Origin of the sequence: Nonomuraea angiospora, from assembly GCF_014873145.1 — a bacterium.
GTDB classification, from domain to species: Bacteria; Actinomycetota; Actinomycetes; order Streptosporangiales; family Streptosporangiaceae; genus Nonomuraea; species Nonomuraea angiospora.
The window spans coordinates 4,936,130-4,957,643 of the sequence record NZ_JADBEK010000001.1; the positions used below are offsets into that span (position 1 = coordinate 4,936,130).

The following is a 21,514-nucleotide window of genomic DNA, read 5'->3' on the forward strand; positions in this document are numbered from 1 at the left end:
TGTTTCAGGCGAACGAGAGGAACCCGATGAACGTGAGAGCTCGGATCATGGGTGCCTTGATCGCCGCCGTGACGCTCATCGTCGCGGGGCTGATCACCGCGCCACCGGCCTCGTCGGCACAGCTGACGGAGGTGACCGGCTTCGGCACTAACCCGACAAACCTGCGCATGCACCTGTACGTCCCGGACGGCGTCGGGACCCGACCGCCTCTCCTGGTCGCGGTGCACTACTGCACGGGATCGGGCCCGGCCTTCTACTCCGGCACGGAGTTCGCCTCGCTGGCCGACCGGTACAAGTTCATCATCATCTACCCGTCCGCGACCAGGAGCGGCTCCTGCTTCGACGTCTCCTCGCCGCAGGCGCTGCGGCACGACGGCGGCAGCGACCCGGTCGGCATCATCTCCATGGTCAGGTACGTGCAGCAGCGCTACAGCACCGACCCCGACCGCACCTTCGTCACCGGGGCCTCGTCAGGCGCCATGATGACGAACGTGCTGCTCGGCGACTACCCCGACGTCTTCAAGGCCGGGGCCGCGTTCGCCGGCGTGCCGTTCGCCTGCTTCGCCACCACGGACGGCTCGATGTGGAACAGCGCCTGCGCCAACGGCCAGGTCTCCAAGACGCCGCAGCAGTGGGGCGACCTCGTACGCGGCGCGTACCCCGGCTACAGCGGCCCCCGCCCGCGCATGCAGGTGTGGCACGGCACCGCGGACGGCACGCTGCAGTACCCGAACTTCCAGGAGGAGATCAAGCAGTGGACCAACGTCCACGGCCTGAGCCAGACGCCCAGCAGCACCGACCAGCCGCAGTCCGGCTGGACCAGGACCAGGTACGGCGGCACCGGCACGACGGCCCCCGTCGAGGCGATCAGCCTCCAGGGTGTCGGCCACAACGTCCCGATGAGCGGGATGGCCGCCGCCGCGATCACGTTCTTCGGCCTTGACCAGGGCGGCGGCGGGCCCACGCCGACCCCGACGCCGACGCCGACCCCGACGCCGGGGACCGGGGCGTGCCGCGTCACGTACACGATGAACACCTGGAACACCGGCTTCACGGCCGCGGTCACGGTCACCAACACCGGCACCACCCAGCTCACCTCCTGGGCGCTGGCCTTCACGCTCCCCGCGGGCCAGAGCGTCACCTCCGCGTGGAACGCCACGGTCTCGCCCGCGAGCGGCCAGGTCACGGCCAGGAACGTCAGCTACAACGGCACGGTCGCCCCGGGCGCGTCCGCCTCGTTCGGCTTCCAGGCCACCCACACGGGGAACACCTCCAAGCCGTCCGCCTTCACCCTCAACGGCGCCGCCTGCACGTGACGGCCCGCTCCACCGGGCTCGGGGAACCCCCCTGAGCCCGGTGTGATCATCTGATGGATACTGGCCCTTCTCGGAGAATTGGGAGCGCTCCCGAATGTGCTCCCGCTGTAACCGAAAGGGCACATCTTGTCCACATTCCACACGCGGTTATCGGCGGTGTTATCGGGCTCGGTGCTCGTGCTCGCCGCCGGGCTCGCGCCGCTCCACCAGGCGGCAGCCGCGGCCACCGGGCCCGATGAGAGGCCCGCTGAGACCCAGCCGGCCCGTGTCACCCTCACCCTCATCACCGGAGACGTCGTCGAGTACGCGCCGGCGCAGGGCGGCGTCCCCTCCATCGCCATCAGGCCGGCGCCCAGGCCCGGCGGCGCGGACGTCACGTTCGCCACGCTGCCCGGCAAGGACGGCGGATATCTGGTCCTGCCCTCCGACGCGGCCCCCATGGTCGCCGCCGGAACGCTGGACGAGGAGCTGTTCGACGTCGAGACGCTGGCGCGCGACCGGCGCGTCGAGGCGATCCCGCTGCTCGTCACCTACCCGGGCGACCCCACCCCCGCCACGCTCGCCGGCTCCGCCCGGTCCCTGCCGGCCGGCGAGGACGTGCGGGTGCTCGACAGCGTCAACGGCGCCGCGCTCACGGTACGCGCCGACCGGGCCCGCGACTTCTGGGCCGGGCTCGGCACCGGCGCCAAACTGACCGGCGGCGCGATCTCCAAGATCTGGCTGGACCGCAAGACCCGGGCCTCGCTCGACAAGAGCGTGCCCCTCATCGGCGCGCCGGCCGGGTGGGAGCGCGGGTTCGACGGCAAGGGCGTCAAGGTCGCCGTCCTCGACACCGGGATCGACGCCGGCCACCCCGACTTCGCCGGACGCATCCTCGCCAGCGAGAACTTCTCCGACTCCGCCGGCATCGCCGACAAGGTCGGGCACGGCACGCACGTCGCCTCGACGGTCGCGGGCGCCGGCCCCACGTACAAGGGCGTGGCGCCGGCCGCGTCCCTGCTGGTCGGCAAGATCCTCGCGGACAACGGCCTGGGCGACTGGTCGTGGGCCATCTCCGGCATGGAGTGGGCCGCCGCGCAGGGCGCCGACGTGGTCAACATGAGCCTGGGCACCTGCTGCGGCAACGGCACCGACCCGATGAGCCAGGCGCTGAACGAGCTCACCAAGAAGTACGGCACGCTCTTCGTGACGGCCGCCGGGAACGAGGAGGACCCGCTCACCGTGAGCGTCCCGGCGGCGGCCGACGAGGCGCTGGCCGTGGGCGCGGTGGACAAGGAGACCGGCACGACCCTGGCCGGCTTCTCCAGCAAGGGGCCGCGGCTGGACGACGCCGCCGTCAAGCCGAACATCGTCGCCCCCGGCGTGGACATCGTGGCCGCGCGCTCGGCCAGCTCCTCGCTGCCCGGCATCCCGGGCGACGACAGGTACACGACCTTCAGCGGCACCTCCATGGCCACCCCGCACGTCGCCGGGGCCGCCGCGATCCTGGCCCAGCAGCATCCCGACTGGCGGGCCGCCGAGCTGCGAGACGCGCTGACCTCGACGGCCGTGCGCAACGACGGGCACAACTGGTTCGAGCAGGGCAGCGGCCGGGTGGACGTGGCCCGCGCCGTCACCCAGAGCGTGTTCGCCACCTCCGTCGTGGACTTCCGGCTCCTCGGCAAGCCCGCCACCAGGCAGGTCACGTACCGCAACCTCGGCTCCCAGCCGGTTACGCTGGCCGTCTCGCTCGTCACGCGCGGCTGGAGCGGCAGGCCCGCGCCGGACAGGGCGGTCAAGCTGGGCGCGCGGAGCGTCACCGTGCCCGCGAACGGCACCGCGGCCGTCTCCCTCACCGCCGACCCGTCGGCCGGCCCGATCGGCGCGTACGGGGGCTGGGTGACGGCGAGCGGCGGCGACGTGCGGCTGGTGACGCCGTTCAGCTACTACACGGGTCCCGCCACGCACCGGCTGGGGGTGTCGCTGGTCAACTCGTACGGGACCAAGGAGTTCTTCCCCGGTTACCAGGCCGAGCCCCTCGTGTACGCGATCCCGTCGAAGCGGGCGAACAGCCCGGAGGACCCGTTCAACCCGTACGGCTACTACTACCTGCGTACCGACTATTCGGGCAACGGCGAGTTCTGGCTGCCCGCCGGGGACTACGAGGTGATCGGCGTCGCCAACGAGAGCCGGCTCAGCAACCGTACGAGCTGGGTGATCGAGAACGTCCACCTCGACGGGGACAAGGCCGTCACCCTGGACGCCCGCAGGACGGCGCCGATCCGGCCGAGGACGCCGAAGCCGCTGGACGGGGCCGGGAACGCGTACTACGTGCGCACGTTCACCGACCGCACCCAGCCGGTCTCGCTGTACGGCGGGGTCCAGGGCGGCGGGCAGCAGCTGTTCGTCACGCCGGTGTCCTCGGTGAAGACGGGCAAGGTGCGGCTGTCGCACCAGTGGAACCTGGAGCCTCCCGTGCTCGCCTCGGCCACCGCGGGCGCGCTGGCCCTGCATCCGGCGTACGACGTGGAGTCCATGCGCAGGCTGACCGCCGCCACGTCCTACCCCGTCGTCTCGGTCGGAAGGGGACGGCCGGAGGACTTCTCGGGCGTGGACGTCTCCGGCAAGCTCGTGCTCGTCGGGATCCCCGTCGAGAGCGGCTACGTCAACGCGAGCGTCCAGATGGACGACGCCGGCCGCGAGGCCTCCCTGCGCGGCGCGGCGGGCGTCGTCGGCTTCCTCGACGTGGACGGCGGGCGGGCCCGCGTGCCGCTGGGCTGGTCCCTGCGGCTGGGGCTGGACGCCGCCGAAGGCCGTTCGCTGCGCTCCGCCCTGGCCAAGGGGCCGGTCTCGCTGCGCCTCGAACCCTCCACGGGGCCGAGTGCGATCTACCACCTCCGCTTCGACTCGCGCGGCCGGGTGCCGGCGCGGCCCGCCGAGGTCGACCTGGGACGGCTGGTACGGATCGACGCCGCCTACCACGCCGACAAACCGGACACCAGCGGCTGGGAGTACGGCGAGTCGACGGCCGGCGAGGAGCCGGGGCGGATGACGTACGGCGGCTCGCTGCGGATGCCGCTCACCCGGACCGAGTACTTCGGGCCCGTGTCCGACGACGTGGTGTGGTCCCGCTCGATCACGAACGACGGGCTGGTCCTGCACTCCGACGACCGGTTCACCGGTGACGACCGGCGGGTCTCCGAGCAGTGGTTCAAGGCGCCGCTGGTGCCCGCCGCCGCGGACGTGCCGCCGGGCTACCCGGTCAAGGTGCCGTGCGCGTCGTGCCGGGACTCCGAGCGGTTCGTGCCTTTCGAGCAGTGGCGCGACTCCGACCCCCGTCACTACAGCGAACTGAGCCCGGTCACCTCGGAGTCCCGGCTGTTCACGGCCGATCGGGAGCTGGCCCCGCAGGGCTGGCGTCCGCGGTTCTTCACCGTGCCCGGCGGCCCAGGGGCCTACCGCGTGGAGGCCGTGGACACCTCGGGACGCACCCTGTCCGGCAAGGTCACGACCACCGCGCGCTTCGCCTCCTCCCCGCCGCCGTCCACGGGAGCGCCCCGGGGGTACGCGTGCTCGTTCGGGGCGGGGTGCGCGTTCCAGCCGGCCGTCCAGATCACCTATGACCTGCCCCTCGACCTGCTGAACCGGGCCCCGGCCGGGGAGCCGTTCGCGTTCGACCTGCGCGCCGGCGCGCACTCGGCCGTGCGCCGGGCGCCCGCCGTCAACCGGGTCACGGTCGAGTTCTCGGTCGACGACGGCGCGACCTGGCGGGCCGCGACGCGGGTCAGCAAGCGCGGCGACGGGCGCTTCCGCGTGGAGCTGGCGCATCCCGCCCTGGCGCGGACCAGCGGGTTCGTGTCGCTGCGGGTCACGGCGTCGGACCCGGCGGGCGGCTCGACCACCCAGACCGTCAACCGGGCCTACGCCCTCAGATAGCACCGATCGGGCTCTCCGGTGACGGCCGTGCCGCCACGGCTGTCACCGGAGGCCGCGGAAGAACGTCCGCACATCTTCGACCAGGAGCTGGGGAACCTCCATCGCCGCGAAGTGGCCGCCGCGCTCGAACTCCGACCAGTGGACGACGTTGTTGTCACGCTCGGCGATGGAGCGGACTCCGAAGTCGCCGGGGAACACCGCCACCCCGGCGGGGACCTCGGAGCGTTCCGCCGGCCGTCCCCAAGCGGCCCTTCCCTCCTTGTAGAGGCGGGCGGACGAGGTGGCCGTACCGGTCAGCCAGTAGACGCTGACGTTGGTGAGCAGCAGGTCGCGATCGACGGCGTCCTCGGGGAGCTCGGCAGCCGGATCGGTCCACTCCTTGAACTTCTCGACGATCCAGGCGAGCTGCCCGGCCGGCGAGTCGGCGAGCCCGAACCCCAGCGTCTGCGGACGGGTCGACTGGATGATCGCGTACCCGGTGCCCTCTTCCATCTGCCCCTGCAGGGCGGCGAGCCGCTCCTGCTCGGCTCCGCTCAGACCGGCCAGCTCCGCCGGATCTCCGGTGGGGAATCCGAGACTGCCGTTGACGTGGACGCCCACGACGTGCTCGGAGTCGATGCGGGCCAGCTCCGGAGAGACCACGGAACCGGTGTCGCCGCCCTGGGCGCCGTACCGCTGATAGCCGAGCCGCCTCATCAGCTCCGCCCAGGCGCGGGCGATCCGGGACAGGTCCCAGCCTGTCTCGCGCGTCGGCCCGGAGAAGCCGAACCCGGGGATCGACGGGGCGATGACGTGGAACGCGTCGGCCGGGTCGCCACCATGGGCACGGGGGTCGGTGAGCGGCCCGATGACGTCCATGAACTCCACGATCGAACCCGGCCACCCGTGGGTGATGATCAGCGGCAAAGCGTCCGGCTCGGGTGAGCGGACGTGCAGGAAGTGAATGTTCTGTCCGTCGATCGTGGTGGTGAACTGCGGGAAGTCGTTGAGCCTCTTCTCGTGCTCGCGCCAGTCGTAGGAGGTCCGCCAGTACTCGGCCAGCCCTTTCAGGTAGCCGACGGGGACGCCGTAGGTCCAGCCGACGTCGGGCAGCTCGTCGGGCCAGCGGGTACGCGCCAGCCGGTCCCGCAGGGAGTCCAGGTCGGCCTGCGGGATATCGATGCGGAACGGCAGGATTTCGGTGCTTTCGTTGTGCATGGGCCAGACGTTAAATCGCCTTGCGGACGATTACTGTCCTCAACGGGCGTCAGACTGAGAACTGTGTTGGAGACCTCAGCGCGCCTGCTCCGGCTCCTGTCGATGCTTCAGCTGCGACGGGACTGGTCCGGCGCCGACCTCGCCGAGCGCCTGGACGTCGACGTACGAACCGTCCGGCGCGACATCGACAAGCTGCGCAGCCTCGGCTATCCGGTGCGATCCGCGTCGGGCACGTCGGGCGGCTACCGCCTCGGCGCCGGTGCGGCCCTCCCGCCGCTGCTGCTCGACGACGAGGAGGCCGTGGCGGTCGCGGTCGGACTCCGTGGCGCCGCGGTCGGCACCGTCGCGGGGATCGGGGAGACGTCGGTGCGCGCGCTGCTCAAGCTCGAACAGGTGCTGCCGTCCAGGCTGCGCCGCCGGGTCAACGCGCTGCAATCGGCCACCGTGTCCATGCCCGGCGCCGGGCCGACGGTGGACCCGCAGACGCTGACCGTGATCGCCGCCGCCTGCCGCGATCACGAGCGTCTGCGCTTCGCCTACCGCAGCCGCGACGAGACGGCGAGCACCCGCGTCGTCGAGCCCCATCGGCTCGTGCACACCCCCCGCCGCTGGTATCTCGTGGCCTGGGACACCGGCCGTGAGGACTGGCGGACCTTCCGGGTCGACCGCATCGAGAGCATGCCCTCCTCCGGACCGCGGTTCACCCCGCGCCCGGCACCGGCCGAGGATGTCGCGGGTTACGTCTCCGAGTCCGTCGCGTCGGCTCCGTACCGTCATCAGGCCAGGATCCTGCTCCACACCTCCGCCGAGCGGGCGGCCGCCGGCATGTCTCCCACGGCGGCCCGGATAGAAGCGATCGACCAGCACACCTGCCTGCTGCACACGGGATCCGATTCGCTCGACGAGATCGCCCTCTATGTCGGACTCACCGGGTTCGACTTCGAGATCCTCGACCCACCCGAACTCCTCGACCACATCCGCGCCCTCACCGACCGCCTCGCCCGGGCGACCCGGCCGAGACGGTGAACGATAATGCGTTCACCATGCTCGATGAGATCATGCCCCCGTGGGTCGCCACCGCCGAGCGCTTCGGCGACCCGCCGGGCATCACGCTCTTCCCGGAGGAGGAAGCGCTCGTTTCGGACTCGGCGGAAAAGCGGCGGCACGAGTTCCGCACGTCCCGCCACTGCGCCCACCTGGCACTACGGCAGCTCGGCGTGGCCCCCCGCCCCATCCTCCGCGGCGACCGCGGCGCCCCTGCCTGGCCGCCCGGGGTCGTGGGCAGCATCACGCACTGCGCGGGCTACCGGGCGGCGGCGGTGGCGCACGGCGCCCTGTCGATCGGCATCGACGCCGAACCGCATCTCCCGATGCCGCGCGGCGTCCTGGAACGAACCGCGACCCCGGCGGAGGCCGCCGCCCTGGACCTCCTGGGCCTCCCGGACCCGGGCCGGCTGCTGTTCAGCGCCAAGGAAGCGATCTACAAGGCGTGGTACCCGCTGACGGGCCGCTGGCTCGGCTTCCTGGACGCCACAGTGACCTTCACGCCCCCGCTGGCCGGGTTCGGGACGTTCGCCGCCGAGATCGCGGTCCATGGCCCGGGCCGGCCGGCCCGCTTCGAGGGCCGCTGGCTGGTGAGGGGCGGCCTGATCCTGACGGCGATAGCGGTCCCCGCCCCCTCCGCCTAGCCCCGGGCCGCGGTCAGAGGACGGGCGGGTCGAAGTCGAAGTCCAGGCGGTTGCCCTGGCGGGACACCAGCACGTCGGGGTGGTTGGGGCCGAGCACCCGGTCGTAGCGGTCCAGCACGTCCTCCCGCAGCGCCGCCGCCTCCTCCGCGGCCCCCGTGGCGAGCAGGTCGCCGACGAGGTTGGCCCCGGCGGCCAGCGTCACCGGGTGGTCGTCGCCGAACAGGGCGCGCAGGTCGCGCAGGGTCTCCTGCCCGAGCACCCGCGCCTCCTCGTGCAACCCCACCTCGGCCAGGTCGCTGGCGAGGTTGATGGCGCAGGTCAGGGAGAAGTAGTGCTGGCGCGTGAGCCGCCGGTCGAACCCGGCCAGCGCCGCCTCGTCGATCTCCCTGGCCTGCTCCTTGCTGCCGCTCACGCGCAGCAGCAGGGCGAAGTTGCTGTCGCAGCCGTACTTGAACGGGTGGTCGTCGCCGTACATGCTGGCGAACCTGGAGACGATGTCGCGCAGCAGCCGCAGCGAGTCGTCCACCTGGTCGGCGGCCCGCTGGGCGTTGGCCAGGCACAGGGCGGCGGCGAGGGTGTCGGGGTGGTCGATGCTGGTGCCGCGTTTCTGCAGCTCGAAGGTGCGATCGGCGAGCTCGAGCGCCTCTTCGATGAGGCCCGCCCGGCGTTTGGCGATCGACAGGTCCTTGGCGCTGCGCATCGTCCAGGGGTGCTCCTGGCCCAGCTCCTGGAGGCCGAAGTCGTAGGCGTCCTGGCCGAGGTCGCACGCCTCGCGGTAGCGGCCCTGGAGGCGTACGACGCGGGCGAGGTTGTTCATGGAGGCGAGCACGTTGGCGCGGCTCGCCCCGGACCCGGCCTGGCGCTGCAGCTTGAGCACGCGCGCCTGCAGCGTCTGCGCCTCCTGGTAGTCGCCCAGCAGCAGGTGGTCGAGGGCGAGGTTGTTCATGGCGCGCAGGGTGCGGCGGTGGGCACGGCCGAAGACCGCCTCGTGCCTGCTCAGCGACTCCCGGTCGTGCTCGCGCGCCTCCGCGAAGTCGCCGCGGTAGCGCAGGTCGGCGCCGTGGCTGTTGGTGAGCAGCAGGGTCTCCTCGTCGCCCTCGCCGAGCACGCGCCGCATCCGCTCCATGAGGGCCTTGTTCAGCTCGAACGACTCGTCGATGGCGCCCAGCTCGCGGATGATGATCGCGTAGTGGCGCTGGGCGGTGAGCACGTCCCGGTCGTCCTCGCCGCTGTCCACCCGCCAGGCCTCCAGGAACTCCTGCACCAGCTCGCGGGCCGAGGCGAAGTCGCCCGAGGTGTAGACATAGCGGATGATGCTGAGGGCGAACTTGCGGACGTTGGGGTCGCGGCTGCCCTTGACGTCGGCCGTGGTGATGTGGCCGAGGAGGTTGGCGTAGCGGGGCCAGGCCGAGGTGTCGTCGGGCTCGTAGCCGGCCACCGAGGCCGACAGCAGGAGGTGGACCTCGCGGCGGAAGGCGTCGGCCTCGTCGCCGTCGAGCTCGTCGCGCAGCAGCGCCTGGACCAGCCGGTGGACCTGGACCGTACGGCTCTCCGAGTCGATCCGCACCAGGGCGTACCTGCCCAGCTCCCGGATGACCTGGCTGAGCTGGATCGGGTCGGCCAGCAGGCCGGCGATCTTGGATCCGGCCGCGTACGCCTCGGGCAGCTCGTCCAGCAGGTCCCGCGGGATCGGCTCGGGCCCGAAGAACGCGAAGCAGCGCAGCAGCTCGACCGCGTCGGGCAGCCTGGCCTTGAGCTGCGACACCGAGGTGGCCCACGCCGCCGTCATCGACAGCGGGTAGTCGGACGGCTTGTTGGCGCCCAGGAGCCGGGTCGTCTGCCGCTTCAGCAGCCGCAGATATTCCTCGGCCGACATGCCCGACTCGGCCTGCAGCGCGCCCGCCTGCTCCAGGGCCAGCGGCAGGTCGCCGAGCGCCTCGGCCAGCCGGTCGGCCTGCTCGCGGCCGAGCGCCCGCCCCACCCGCCTGACCAGGAACGTGACGCTCTCCTCGCGCTCGAAAACGTCCACGGGCAGGGTGTCGACGACGCCCTGCCAGCTGTGGTTGCGCGAGGTGATCAGCACGTGGCCGGGGCCGCGCGGGACGATGTCGTTGATCTCCAGGTTCTCGGCATTGTCGAAGATCAACAGCCAGTTCCGGTACGGCTCGCCGCGCCGCAGCGCGTCCAGCGCGGCCTCGGCCGCGTCCTCGACGCTGTGGGGACCGACCTTGAGGTGCAACTCCCGGGCCAGCCCGGCCAGCGACGACTTCACCAGCATCGTCTGCGCCGCCGGCACCCACCACACCAGGTCGTAGGCGTGCCTGAAGCGGTGGGCGTACTCGATCGCGAGCTGCGACTTGCCCACGCCGCCGAGTCCTTGCAGAGCGTGCGGCGCAGGCTGAGACTGGTCCTGTGCCTGGGGGAGGACGGCGGTGACCTTGGACTGGAGCCCCGTACGCAGCTTCTCGATGAGGTCGTCCCGACCCGTGAAGTTCTTGTTCCGCTGGGGAACTTTGCCCCATACGGACGGTGCATGGGCAGAATCGTGTTGCGAGTGCGAATTTGTCACGATATCGCCTTGAGTCGGCCGGTCGTCACATCAAGCATAGACAGCATATTGAAGCCAGAGATAGATAGGATCCGCTAGATCCATCAGGTCCAGGGAGAGCGATGAACAAGGAAGCAGTGCAGGGGTACGGCGGTGGTCTCATTGATGTCAGCGGGCGCACCCTGGAGGAGCTCAAAGACATCGACGACTCCCGGCTGAAGGACGCCATAGACCGCCTTCTCGACGAGACCGGCGTGACGCCCGTGGCCAAATTCCAGTCTTCCATCTGAGGCAGCCCGCGGGTCGGCCGCCACGCCTGACCTGCGGGCCGACACTTCCCCCACATTTAGGCCAGCCCGAAAACATTCACATATTTCCATCCGTCCCGGGTCATATACTCCTCAGCACAAGAATGGTCCTGCCGGTGGGGTGGCGCGTGAACGAAGCGGACTGGGTGCGATTGGTCAGACAGCTCCGCAGAGGCGACTGCACCCCGCTTCTCGGGGCGGGCGCCTGCTATGGGCGACTTCCGACCGGCAAGGAGCTCAGCAAGCACTTCGCGAAGGAGTACGGCTTTCCGTTCGCCGACCACGGAAATCTCGCGCACGTGATGCAGTACGCGGCTCACGTGCATAACGATCCCACCGATCTCAAAGTGGAAGTCTGCGCATACCTGAAACAGTACGCGGCGGCCGCCACCGATCCGCTCGACCCGCACACGGTGCTGGCCGAGTTCCCGATCAAGACTTTTCTCACCACCAACTACGACGACTTCATGCTGCAGGCCTTACAGCACTGCCGCAAAGGTCCGCGCACCCCGAACGTGTGCAGGTCGACGTGGTGGGAGCCGACGAAGCGGGCCGTCGTGCCCGACCCCGATCCCGACCACCCGCTGATCTACCATCTGCACGGGAACTGGGACGACCCCTCCTCCATCGTGCTGACCGAGAACGATTATGTGCAGTATCTCCTCAACCTGCGCGACGTCGACGACGCGAACGGCCGCCAGCTCCTCCCGATTCCCGAGCCGGTGCTCGACGCCATGACCTCGAGCCCGCTGCTCTTTCTCGGCTACAGCCTCCAGGACTGGAACTTCCGGGTGCTCTTCCACGGCCTGATCAAATCCATTCCCTCCACCCGGCAGCGCCGGCATATCAGCGTGCAACTCCTGCCGGAGCTGAACACGTCGCTGACCGACGCGGAGAATCTGGCCGCCGAATACCTGAAGAGCTATTACGCCGACCTGAAGATCTCGATCTACGTCGGCACCACGTCCGCGTTCTTCAAGGAACTGCTCGACTGGAATGCGAGGACGCCGCTATGACCGTGACCGATCCGGCCGGCCGGCCGTACGTCGGGCTGCGCCCCTTCGGCCGTGCCGACAGCGACCTGTTCCACGGAAGGGAGCAGGAGTCGCGGGAGATCGCCACGCTCTGGCGGGCGGCCGGGCTGACCGTGCTCTACGGCGCCTCCGGCGTGGGCAAGACCTCGCTGCTCAACGCGGGCGTGCTGCCCAGGATCGACCGGGAGCGGGCCGACGTGCTGCCCGTCGCCAGGATCTCGCCGCACACCCCGCTCCCCATCGCGGGCGGCAACCCGTACGTCATGGCGCTGCTGTCGGCCTGGGCGCCGGACGCCTCGCCCGGCTCGCTGGCGGGCCTGACCGTCACGCGATTCCTTGCCGAGCGCCCCGGGCGCGAGGACGAGTACGGCGACCCGCTGCCCGTCCTGGCCGCCATCGACCAGGCGGAGACCCTGTTCCACAGCGACCTGGCCCGCCAGCGCGACCGCAAGGAGCTCGTCGACCAGCTCGTACGGGCCATGCGCGACCACCCCGGCCTGCACCTCCTGCTGTCGCTGCGCGAGGAGTACCTGTTCCTCGTGCTGCCCTACGAGCGCCCGTTCGGCCAGGGCTCGCGGGCCCGCTTCCACCTGCAGCCGCTCTCCCCCGAGGAGGCGAGGCAGGCCGTGGAGCGGCCGCTGGAGCGCACCTCCAGGACCATCACCCGCGCCGCCACCCGGCTCCTGGTCGGCGAGCTGCGTTCGGCCACCGTCAAGGACGCGTGGGGCAACCCGTCCACCGTCGAGCTGGAGCTGGTGGAGCCCGTCCAGCTCCAGGTGGTCTGCTCCGCGCTGTGGGACTCGCTGCCCGACGAGGTGACGGAGATCGGCGAGGAGCACGTGCGGGTCTACGCGGTGGTGGAGGAGTTCCTGTTCGACTTCTTCAAGCGCGCGGTCGGGGAGGTGGCGCGCGAGTTCGACGTCCCCGTCGGGGAGCTGCTGCTCTGGCTGCGCCGTACGTTCATCACCGACCACGGCACCCGCAACATCGCGTACGAGGGCATCGAGCAGACCACGGGCATGCCCAACGCCGTGGCCCGCGCCCTGGAGGACCGGCACATCCTGCGCGGCGAGCACCGCATGGGCAGCCGCTGGTACGAGCTGGCCCACGACCGGCTCATCGGCCCGGTCTCGCACCGCGGCTCGCCCTCGACGTACCTGGAGGCGGCCCGCACGGCGCGGGCCCAGCGCAACTGGCCGCTCGCCGCCCGGCTCGCCGACGAGGCCAGGCACGCGGCCGAGCCCGACGACTCCTGGGTGCGCGCCGAGGTCGCCGAGATCCACGCCGACGCGGCGCTCGCCCAGGGCGACGTCAAGCAGGTACGCCGCTACTGCGAGGAGGCGGTGAGCCTGTACGCCGAGCGCGGCCGCTTCGACGGCGTCGCCCGCGCGCTCACCATCGACGGCCGCTGGCACCTGGCCCACGGGGATCTCAACAGAGCGATCGAGCAGATCAACGCGGCAGTGACCCTCGCACCAAATGACATAGCCGCACAAATGGCACTAGCGGAGGCATTTCACCGTTCGGGCACTCCCCGGGCCGCCGCGGCCGTGGTTCACGGCATCTTTCCCCTGCTCACCGACGAGGCGCTCGACAGGGCGAACGAGATGCTTCGACTATCAGAATGACGTCATATGCTGGGCACCTCGCAAGTCTCAATGTGGAGGCTGATCCGCGGTGTCAGAGTGGCCAGCGACATTGGACGTCGACGCGCTGCTGGCCCGCGGCTGGCGGCCGACGCCGTTCCGGCAGTTCATCCTGAAAGTACATAGCAGATGTGATTTGTCATGCACATATTGCTACATGTACGAAATGGCGGATCAAAGCTGGAGATTTCGCCCAAAACGTATGTCTCGGGAAACGGTCGAGGCCACCGCGGCCAGGATCGCCGAACACGCCAAGGCACACGATCTCGACGGCGTCGACGTGATCCTGCACGGCGGGGAGCCGCTCCTGGCCGGCCACGACGAGATCCGCGACCTCGTGGGGCTCGTCAGGTCCGCCGTGCCGGTCCGCGTGGACGTCAGCGTGCAGACCAACGCGACGCTCCTCGACACCCGCTTCCTGCGGCTCTTCGACGAGCTGGAGATCGGCGTCGGGGTCAGCCTCGACGGCGGGCAGGCCGACCACGACCGCTCCCGCCGCACCGCCGACGGCCGCGGCAGCTACCACCGGGTGGCCGCCGCGCTGGAGCTCCTCACGTCCGAGGACTTCCGGCACCTGTTCCACGGGCTGCTGTGCACCGTCGACCTCCGCAACGACCCGCTGGGCACCTACACCGCCCTCCTGGGCTTCGACCCGCCGCTGATCGACTTCCTGCTCCCCCACGGCAACTGGACCGAGCCGCCGCCCGGCAGGGTCCCGGGCTCACCGGACACCCCGTACGCGACCTGGCTGGCGACGGTCTTCGACCGGTGGTACACCACGCCGTCCCACGCCACCCGCGTCCGGCTGTTCGACGAGATCATCCATCTGCTCCTCGGCGGGGAGTCGGCCACCGAGCAGATCGGCCTCTCGCCCGCGGCCATGATCGTGATCGAGACCGACGGCGAGATCGAGCAGTCCGACCTGCTCAAGTCGGCGTTCGAGGGCGCCGGGAGCACCGGGCTGCACGTGTCCCGCGACTCCTTCGACGACCTCCTGCTCCACCCCTTCACCGCCGCCCGCCAGATCGCCCGCCTCGACCCCGCGCCGGAGTGCGCCGCGTGCGAGGTGGGCATGATCTGCGGTGGCGGCCTGTTCGCCCACCGCTACAGAGCGGGCGACGGCTTCCACAACCCCTCGGTCTACTGCGCGGACCTGCTGCACCTGATCAAGCACGTCGGCCGCACCGTGCAGGCCGACATCCGTCGCCGTACGAAGGATCCCCTATGAACCTCACTGACCACCGGATCCCGGCGGACGCGTTCGACGCCCTCGCCGACGGCGGCGGAGGCGGCGGCGCCGTGCGGCGGCTCAAGGCCGCCCAGTACAGCAAGCACCTGCTGCTCATCAGGGGTGTCCTGGACGTGGCCCGCGAGCTGGGCCACACCTCCTGGGCGCGGACGCGGCGGGCCTACGACCTGCTCGCAACGCTCCAGACGAGCCACCCGGAGGCGGTCGGCAGGGTCCTGCAGCACCCGTCCGTGGGCGCCTGGGCCCGCCACGCGGTCCGCTCCCGGCGCTCGCCGGAGCAGCTGGCCGCCCTGGCCGCGGCGGCGGCCATCCACGCCCGCACGACGTGCGAGGTGGACGTCCCGGTCATCGCCGGCAGGGCCATGCTGCCGTCGCTGGGGCAGGTCGCCTTCCCCGACGGCGTGACCATGGCGACCGTGCACTGCTGGCCGGAGGGCGCGGAGGTGAGCGCGGGCGACCTGGTGGTCGAGATCCGCGACGACGCCCCCGGCTGGCAGCGGCTGCGGGCCCTCTCGGCCGAGTCCGGCGGCAGGCGGCTCAACGTGCTCATCGACGACCTCGACCCGCACCGGCTGCCGGGGGCGAGCGACCTGCACGGGCGGCTCACGGACGCGGAGGCGGCCCGCTGGCAGCGCCTCCTGGACGAGTCCTGGCGGCTCCTGGTGAGCCACCACGAGCCGGTCGCCGAGGAGGTGTCGGCCGGCATCACGGTCCTCACGCCGCTGACCGCTCCCTCGACGGGCTCGTCCAGCGCCTCCTCGCGCGACGCCTACGGCTGCATAGCCCTCTCCGACCCGTCGGACCCCCGCACGCTGGCCGAGACCCTCACCCACGAGGCCCAGCACGCCAAGCTCTCGGCCCTGCTCGACATCGTGCCGCTGACCGAGCCGGACGACGGCTCGCGCTACTACGCGCCCTGGCGCGAGGACCCCAGGCCCGCCGGGGGACTGCTCCAGGGCGCGTACGCATACCTGGGCGTGACGGACTTCTGGCGGCGGCAGATGCGGCACGAGACGGGCGAGGACGAGATCCGCGCGGGCGCCGAGTTCGCCCGCTGGCGGGCGGCGGCCCACCTGGTCACCCGCACCCTCCTGAGCAGCGGCCGGCTGACCGAGCACGGGGTGGCCTTCGTGGGCCGGATGGGCAGCCGGCTCGGCTCCTGGGCCGGCGAGCCGGTGCCCGCCGCGGCGACGGCCCTGGCCGAGGACGCCGCCGAGCGCCACCGGGCCCGCTGGCGGGCCCGCAACGGCGACCTCAACTGATCGACCCGGCCCCGCCGGCAGGTCCGCAGACGGCCGGTCGCGTCACCGGGTCACTGGCACTTCCCCTTCAGCCACGCGTTGAACTGGGACGTGTAGTCGGTGGCCACCCGCTTGGCGCCGCGATCGAGCGCCCCCTGCCAGGCGCTCTCGTTCAGCGTCCACGAGGGAGGCGGCTCTTCCCACTTGGTGACCTCCGGCCAGATGGGCCCGCCGCTCAGCACCTTGCTCATGCCCGCGGCGCTCACCCGGCTCCTCAGCTCGGCCGCGATCTCGCTGTTGTGGGAGTACAGGATGATCTCCTGCGACTGGTAGCGCTCCTTGACGGGGTCGAGCACCTCGGCCCAGGCCCGCGCCTTGATCGCGGCGTCGGAGCTGAGCAGCGACTGCCGGGCCTCCGGCTTGATCTCGACCAGCCCGATCATGCCGGCGCTCTTCATCGCGGACAGCCACTCGCGGAAGGTGTAGACGGTCTCGCCCTGGAAGACGCCGCGGTTGATGGTCCGGCCCTTGAGCGCGGTGTCGCCGGCCGCCCACCAGATGTCGGTGATGTTCTTCTTCGTGCCCGTCAGGCCCCAGGTAGAGGTGTTGTGCCACATGACGGCCTTGGTGCCGTCCTTGGTGAGCTGCAGGTCGGCCTCGACGCCCGACGCGCCCCAGGACTGGTAGCGGCGGATGGCCGTGGGGTTGTTGGGCTGACGCACCTGGTCCCGCTCCCAGGCGTTGGCGCCCGTGGGGTAGCCGCCGTGCGCGAAGATCAGCGGGCACGTGGGCAGGGCGGAGGACGGGGCGGTGAGCAACGAGGCGAGCGCTAAAGCGGCGAGGGAGGCTGCCAAGGTCCATACCTTTCGATCTTGTTTTCCCGCACACTATCGCTCGGTCAGGAAGGTCCGCAGGAGGCGGGTGTAGGCGTCCGGCTGGTCTCCGGCGATGGAGTGACCCGCGTTCGCCACGGGCACCAGCGTGGCGTCGGGGAACGTGCGCCGGTACTCGTCGGCGCCTTCGACGGGGATGAAGTCGCAGGAGCCACGCATGATCAGCACCGGCACCCGGACGTGGCGCAGCTTGGGGCGGGGGTCGGGCACCCGGAGGAAGTCCTCGCTGGTGATCTGGTTGACGTAGAAGCCCTGGCGGTTGCCGTGCGGCTCCCGTACGGGCGCGCCAGGGCACGAGCCGGTGTTGCGGCCCACCAGCGCGAGCTCGTGGAAGCGCGCGTCGGCCTCGCGATCGCCCATCAGGGCATGCGCGGCGTTGGGGTTGATGCCCAGCAGGATGGACATGGTGAGCATCCGGGGCGAGCCCGCGAGCTCGTCGTAGCGTCGTTGCTCCTCGGGGGTGAGACGCCGGGAGAAATCGCTGTCGGGCCGGGAGCCCGGCCACAGCGCCCCGGGCGCGGTGAAGACCACCTTGGCGACGCGATCGGGGTGCGCCGCGACGTATTGGGCGGCGAGCGAGCCGCCCCACGACTGGCCGACGATGACGAGCCGGTCCGCGCCGATGGTGCGGCGGATGGCCTCGAGGTCGGCGACGTGCCGGGCGACCGTGTAGCCGGTGACGTCCGGCAGCCGGGTGGAGCGGCCGGCGCCGACCTGGTCGTAGGAGTACACATCGAAACCGGCGGCGGCCAGGGCCTCGCCGCCGACCGGGATGCCCTCGCCGGGAGTGCCGGGGCCGCCGTGCAGGAAGATCACCGGTGTGGGGCGGGGCGTGCCGGTCGCGGGCGCGTGGACGTAGGCGATGCGGGAGCCGGTCGGCAGCTCCCAGTAGCGGACGCCCGCGGGGGCCGGCGCGGCCTGCGGGATCGGGCCCGGTCGCAGGACGGTGACGGATGCGAGCACGGCCAGGGCGGCCGTCGCGCCGAGCGCGGTCAGCGTCGCCGCCCTGCGGGGGCCCCGGGCGCCGAGCAGGGTGAACGCCGGCCGGCCGATCAGGAAGGCGGTACCGGCCATCACCACCAGCCCTGCGGTCGCGAGGACGGGGATGGCCGTGCTGGCGGCCGCGGTGAGGAGGAAGGCGGCGGCGCCGGCGAACGACGCCACGACCACCGCGGTGAAGACGAGAACGCCGCCGAGCAGGCGACGGATCGAGGTGCGTGCCATGGATTTCACGCTAGAAGCGGGAGAACGCCCTTCCCTGGGCCTGCGGGACCGTCTTGGACCTCCCGGAACCACGCTGTCCGGCGGATGCCGCCCCCCGCCTCACGGCGGAGGCGCGATGGCGCGGCCACCGCTGTCGCCCGGCCTCACAAGGCCGGTTTCGTAGGCGACGATGGTCGCCTGGACCCGGTCCCGCACCCCCAGTTTGGCGAGGACGGCGGCGACGTGGTCCTTGACGGTGGCCGGGCTGATCCGGAGGTCGGCGGCGGCCTCGGCGTTGGTCAGGCCGCGCGCCACCCGCAGGAGCACCTGCCGCTCGCGCGCGGTGAGGACGGACAGCCGCCCGGCGTCGGCCGGGCCGGGTCCGGCGGCGAAATGGTCGAGCAGCCGCCGGGTCACGGCGGGGTCCAGCAGCGCCTCCCCGCCGGCGACCACGCGGATCGAGTCGATGACGCGGTCGGGGTCGGTGTCCTTGAGCAGGAAGCCGGCCGCGCCGGCGCGCAGGGCCGCGAACACGTACTCGTCGAGGTGGAACGTGGTCAGGACGATGACCCGCGTGGCGGGCACCGCGGCGGTGATCTTCGTGGTGGCGTCCAGCCCGTTCATGCCCGGCATCCGGATGTCCATGAGCGCGACGTCGGGCCGCAGCGAGGTCGCGAGGTCCACGGCGGCGGCGCCGTCGGCGGCCTGGCCGACCACGCTCAGGTCCGGCTCGGCGGCCACGATGGCGGCGATCCCCGCGCGCACCACGGCCTGGTCGTCGGCCACCATCACCCGAATCACGACAAGAACACCTCCGGCAGCCACACCTGCGCCGCCCCGTCGTCGGCGATCGTGAGCGTACCGTCCGCGGCGTCCGCGAGCGCGCGCAGCCGTCGCCGGACGACCGGGCCGGTCGGCGATCGGCCCGACACCATGACCCCGCCGTCGAGGAAGGTCACCGTGACGGCGGTCCCCTCGGTGAACAGTTCGCGGGCGACCTCGTAGGCGGTGGCCTCGGCGTCCGGTGACAGCGGCCGGCGGGCTCCCACATAGCGGGCCGCGGCGCCGCGCCGTGCCGCCAGCGCGGCGATGCCGTCCACGGTCGGTGGCGGGTCGTAGCTGACCTCGCGTTCCCGCGCCTGGGCCAGCAGCTCCCGCAACGCGCCCAGCCCGGCCCTGGCCTCGGCCAGGACGACCGCCAGGTCTCCGGCGTCGGCTCCGTCGACCACCCCCTGGGCGTGCCGGCGGGCCGTACGGCGCAGGCCGTCGAGGATCCGGCGGCGCTCGGCCGTCGCCGCCCTGGCCGCGTCCCGTTCGAGCAGATCCCGCTCCCGGGCCAGCGCCGTGCCGCGCCGCCGGCGGCGTGCCGCCACGAACCTCCCCGAGGCCCAGGCCGCCCAGGCGGGCAGGGCCAGCCCCACGGCCAGCACCAGCCAGGCGGCCGGACGATCACCCGTGATGCCGTCGCCGCTCACGAGTGCCAGCCCGCCGCACCCCGCCACCGCGGCGGGCGCGAGCCAGTCGCGGGCGCCCGCGCGGCAGGCGCCGATCGCGTAGACCAGGGCCAGCTCCACCCACCAGCACCACAGGAACGCGTCGCTGAGCGGCGGGCCCGGCCAGCCCGCGATGTCCAGGCCCAGCCACGCCATGAGGGTGGCGAGCGCGACCACCAGGCTGCGGCGGGAGGCGTTCCTGCGCCACCAGAGGGGCAGCGCGTGCAGGCCGAACAACACCGCCAGGAGCACGCCCGCGCCGGTGGAGGCGAACGGGTCGAGGTCGTCACCGGGCAGCAGGTTCGCGCCCAGCGAGAGCGCGATCGCCAGGATGACCAGGGCTCCGTCGAGCGCCGACGAGCCGCGCCAGCCGGCCCCGCGCCTGGCGGTCAGGCCGTACGGGGCCTCCGGCGGGGGCATGGGGAGGACGGCCCGCACCTCCCAGCCGCCGTCCTTGGGGCCGGCCCGCAGCGATCCGCCGGCGCTCCGCACGGCCGAGCGCAGTCCGGCGAGCCCGTTCCCCGTCCCCAGATCGGCCGCCGCCGGGGTGCCGCCGGAGTCGGTGACCGTGACGGCCAGTTCTCCCGGCAGAGCGTCGATCCGGACCCGGGAGGCGCCCGCCGCGTGACGCATCGCATTCGTCAGCGCCTCGCGGACCACCCGGTAGGCGAGGTCAGCGACCTGCGGCGGCACTGCGACGGCCGTACGCCGGTAGTCGAGGTCAGCGACCTGCGGCGGGACGGCGGCGGCCGTACGCCGGTAGTCGAGCTCGGCCACCTGGACGGCCATACGCCGGTGGTCGAGGTCAGCCACCTGCGGCGGCACGGCGGCGGACGTGCGCCGGTGGTCGAGGTTCCCGTGCTCGGAGACGAGCGCGTCGATGTCCTCCAGCGTCATGGGTTCGGACGCCTCGGCCAGGCGGTCCAGCTCCGCCACCGCCTGGCGCCCGGCTTCGGCGGCATGCCGGGCGGCCTCCACGGCGAGCCCCGCGTCAGGCAGGCGAGTGGCGGCGGCAGCGGACACCACGATTCCGGTGAGCCGGTGCGCGGCCACGTCGTGCAGCTCCGCCATCAGCCGGGCCCGCTCCGTACCGGCGGCCAGGCGCGGCACCGACGCGGAGCGCGCGCGATACGCGGCGGCAGCGGCCCGGCGGGCCTGTCCGCGCCGCCGGGACCGTCCCATCACCCAGACGACGGCCGCCAGGCCCGCGGCCTGGAGAGCGAGTCCCGCGACGGTCCTCGCCGACGCCCCGGCGGCAAGGGCCGCCCCGATCACGACCAGGACGGCGCAGAGGCCCCCGGCCGCGGCGAGCCCGGCCGTACGGCGCACGGCCAGCGAATGAAGGGCGACCAGCACCGCCACCGACGCCACCACAGCACCCCCGACCGCACCCACACCCGCCACGGGCCCCACTACAGCACCATCCATGGACACCGGCCCCACTAGAGCACCACCGACCGACACCGGCTCCACAAGAGCACCACCGACCGACACCGGCTCCACCAGAGCGCCACCGACCGTGCCCACACCCCACACCGGCCCCACCAGAGCGCCACTGACCGCGCCGACGCCCAGCACCGCCGCCGGCAGCGTGCCGCCGAAGGCCCAGGCGGGTGCGAGGCGGCGGCAGCTGAGGGCGGCGAAGGCGATCACCGTGCTCGCGGCCGGGAGGACCCCTGGGACGCGCGGTGCCCAGAGCAGGATCTGCGCCACGGCCAGGACGCCCGGAAGCAGCATCTCCCGCCATCCCAGTCTGCCGGCGCCCACAGCGACCAAGCCTAGA

The 21,514-nt window shown here is 72.1% G+C and carries 15 protein-coding genes; 9 read left to right on the forward strand and 6 right to left on the reverse strand.

The annotated features are described in order from the left end of the window. The first annotated feature begins 47 nt into the window (after window positions 1-47). Both H4W80_RS22300 and H4W80_RS22305 read left to right on the forward strand, forming a co-directional pair. Entirely contained in the window at window positions 48-1,316 is a 1,269-nt protein-coding gene (locus H4W80_RS22300; RefSeq protein WP_225963597.1) for an extracellular catalytic domain type 1 short-chain-length polyhydroxyalkanoate depolymerase, read from the forward strand. A gap of 126 nt (window positions 1,317-1,442) precedes the next feature. Beyond that, complete coding sequence (locus H4W80_RS22305) at window positions 1,443-5,231, forward strand: S8 family peptidase (RefSeq protein ID WP_192786875.1); 3,789 nt, start codon at window positions 1,443-1,445, stop codon at window positions 5,229-5,231. 42 nt (window positions 5,232-5,273) lie between these two features. On the opposite strand, the gene H4W80_RS22310 is transcribed toward H4W80_RS22305, so the two are convergent. Further along, window positions 5,274-6,428, reverse strand: a complete 1,155-nt coding sequence (locus H4W80_RS22310) for an epoxide hydrolase family protein (RefSeq protein WP_192786876.1) — start codon at window positions 6,426-6,428, stop codon at window positions 5,274-5,276. A 63-nt stretch (window positions 6,429-6,491) separates the two neighbouring features. Here H4W80_RS22310 and H4W80_RS22315 point away from each other — a divergent pair, with 63 nt between their 5' ends. Together H4W80_RS22315 and H4W80_RS22320 are read left to right on the forward strand one after the other, a co-directional pair. After that, the gene (locus tag H4W80_RS22315) at window positions 6,492-7,454 is read left to right on the forward strand and encodes a helix-turn-helix transcriptional regulator (RefSeq protein WP_192786877.1); all 963 of its coding nucleotides are present in this window, start codon (window positions 6,492-6,494) and stop codon (window positions 7,452-7,454) included. Between the two features lie 17 nt (window positions 7,455-7,471). After that, window positions 7,472-8,116 (forward strand): 4'-phosphopantetheinyl transferase family protein, encoded by a 645-nt coding sequence (locus tag H4W80_RS22320; RefSeq protein ID WP_192786878.1) that lies wholly within the window; start codon window positions 7,472-7,474, stop codon window positions 8,114-8,116. Between the two features lie 13 nt (window positions 8,117-8,129). Here the strand turns inward: H4W80_RS22320 and fxsT are convergent, their stop codons facing one another. Beyond that, complete coding sequence (gene fxsT, locus H4W80_RS22325; RefSeq protein WP_318786998.1) at window positions 8,130-10,685, reverse strand: FxSxx-COOH system tetratricopeptide repeat protein; 2,556 nt, start codon at window positions 10,683-10,685, stop codon at window positions 8,130-8,132. Window positions 10,686-10,786: 101 nt separating this feature from the next. Here fxsT and H4W80_RS22330 point away from each other — a divergent pair, with 101 nt between their 5' ends. From H4W80_RS22330 to H4W80_RS22350, 5 genes are all read left to right on the forward strand, one after another. After that, window positions 10,787-10,954 carry a hypothetical protein gene (locus H4W80_RS22330; RefSeq protein WP_185078173.1) on the forward strand — a complete coding sequence of 56 codons (168 nt, stop codon included), beginning with the start codon at window positions 10,787-10,789 and terminating at the stop codon, window positions 10,952-10,954. 122 nt (window positions 10,955-11,076) lie between these two features. Then, the gene (locus tag H4W80_RS22335) at window positions 11,077-11,988 is read left to right on the forward strand and encodes an SIR2 family NAD-dependent protein deacylase (protein WP_192786879.1); all 912 of its coding nucleotides are present in this window, start codon (window positions 11,077-11,079) and stop codon (window positions 11,986-11,988) included. After that, on the forward strand, window positions 11,985-13,634 hold the full coding sequence (locus H4W80_RS22340; RefSeq protein ID WP_192786880.1) for an nSTAND1 domain-containing NTPase: 1,650 nt from the start codon (window positions 11,985-11,987) through the stop codon (window positions 13,632-13,634). Before H4W80_RS22335 ends, H4W80_RS22340 begins: the two co-directional genes overlap by 4 nt. A 49-nt stretch (window positions 13,635-13,683) precedes the next feature. Beyond that, window positions 13,684-14,880, forward strand: coding sequence for an FxsB family cyclophane-forming radical SAM/SPASM peptide maturase (locus H4W80_RS22345; protein WP_318786999.1), 1,197 nt, complete (start codon window positions 13,684-13,686; stop codon window positions 14,878-14,880). Beyond that, on the forward strand, window positions 14,877-16,163 hold the full coding sequence (locus tag H4W80_RS22350) for an HEXXH motif domain-containing protein (protein ID WP_192786881.1): 1,287 nt from the start codon (window positions 14,877-14,879) through the stop codon (window positions 16,161-16,163). The genes H4W80_RS22345 and H4W80_RS22350 overlap by 4 nt, the downstream gene beginning before the upstream one ends. 50 nt (window positions 16,164-16,213) lie before the next feature. On the opposite strand, the gene H4W80_RS22355 is transcribed toward H4W80_RS22350, so the two are convergent. The 4 genes from H4W80_RS22355 to H4W80_RS22370 form a co-directional block, all read right to left on the reverse strand. Further along, on the reverse strand, window positions 16,214-16,996 hold the full coding sequence (locus tag H4W80_RS22355; protein WP_192786882.1) for a glycerophosphodiester phosphodiesterase: 783 nt from the start codon (window positions 16,994-16,996) through the stop codon (window positions 16,214-16,216). 33 nt (window positions 16,997-17,029) lie between these two features. Continuing rightward, window positions 17,030-18,259 (reverse strand): alpha/beta fold hydrolase, encoded by a 1,230-nt coding sequence (locus H4W80_RS22360; protein ID WP_192786883.1) that lies wholly within the window; start codon window positions 18,257-18,259, stop codon window positions 17,030-17,032. A gap of 99 nt (window positions 18,260-18,358) precedes the next feature. Continuing rightward, on the reverse strand, window positions 18,359-19,039 hold the full coding sequence (locus H4W80_RS22365; protein ID WP_318787000.1) for a response regulator transcription factor: 681 nt from the start codon (window positions 19,037-19,039) through the stop codon (window positions 18,359-18,361). Further along, window positions 19,036-21,498: a sensor histidine kinase gene (locus tag H4W80_RS22370; RefSeq protein ID WP_192786884.1), complete on the reverse strand. Its 2,463-nt coding sequence runs from the start codon at window positions 21,496-21,498 to the stop codon at window positions 19,036-19,038. The genes H4W80_RS22365 and H4W80_RS22370 overlap by 4 nt, the downstream gene beginning before the upstream one ends. Window positions 21,499-21,514: the final 16 nt, after the last annotated feature.